Source organism: Geodermatophilus chilensis (genome assembly GCF_002802985.1).
In the GTDB taxonomy this organism is placed as follows: domain Bacteria; phylum Actinomycetota; class Actinomycetes; order Mycobacteriales; family Geodermatophilaceae; genus Geodermatophilus; species Geodermatophilus chilensis.
The window spans coordinates 1-1,029 of sequence record NZ_NVPT01000374.1 but is presented as its reverse complement, the minus strand read 5'-3'; the positions used below and the strand labels follow the sequence as shown (position 1 = coordinate 1,029).

Annotated in this window: 1 protein-coding gene; it reads left to right on the top strand. The window is 72.2% G+C overall.

The window, feature by feature from the left end:
* Positions 1–118 precede the first annotated feature (118 nt).
* Positions 119–1,029: IS5 family transposase (locus CNO22_RS27245; RefSeq protein WP_100502329.1), on the top strand; the 911-nt coding region annotated here is incomplete at its 3' end.

Genomic DNA, 1,029 nt, shown 5'->3' with positions numbered 1-1,029 from the left:
CCTAGGCCGTGTTTGAGAAGTCGCTCGGGCGGCGGGGCGGGCGTGTCGGTGCCGGGAAGTAGGCGAGGTCTCCGGTAGAGGGGTCAACGACCAAGAAGACCCTCACCACGGAGACCTCGTGGACGGCACCCTACCCGCCGGTGCCCGCCATGACCTGACCGACAAGCAGTGGGCGATCCTGGCGTCGCTGCTGCCGGTCGGCAGGAAGCCCGGCCGGCCCCGCCGCTGGACCCTGCGCCAGCTCATCGACGGCATCCGCTTCCGCACCCGGACGGGGTGTCCGTGGCGAGATGTGCCGGAGCGCTACGGCAGCTGGCAGAGCGTCTACGGGCTGTTCCGCCGCTGGCAGCTGGCCGGCACCTGGGCGGCGATCCTCACCGGGCTTCAGGCGCTGGGCGCCGAGGCCGGGCTGATCGACTGGGTGGTGTCGGTCGACTCCACGATCAACCGGGCGCATCAGCACGCCGCCGGCGCCCGCCGCCGTCCCGAGGACCAGGTCGAGCCGCCGGTCGGGGAGCCGGCCGATCACGCCCTCGGCCGCTCCCGCGGCGGCCTGTCGACGAAGGTGCACCTGGCCTGCGAGCAGGGCCGCAAGACGCTGGCCACCGCGCTCACGCCCGGCCAGGCCGCCGACAGCCCGCAGTTCACCACCGTGCTGGGCCGCATCCGGGTGCCGCACCGCACCGGGCCGGGACGGCCACGCACCCGCCCCACCCGGGTGCTGGCCGACAAGGCCTACTCCAGCCGGGCCAACCGGACCTACCTGCGCCGGCGCGGCATCCCAGCGACCATTCCGGTCAAGGCCGATCAGCAGGCCAACCGCCGCAGGAAGGGATCCGCCGGCGGCCGCCCACCGGCCTTCGACACCACCGCCTACCGACAGCGGCACGCCGTCGAGTGCGGCATCAACCTGCACAAACAGCACCGCGGCTTCGCCACTCGCTACGACAAACTCGCCGTCCGCTACGAAGCAACCGTCCAGATCAGCGACATCGACATCTGGCTCCGCGACTTATCAAACAGGGCCTA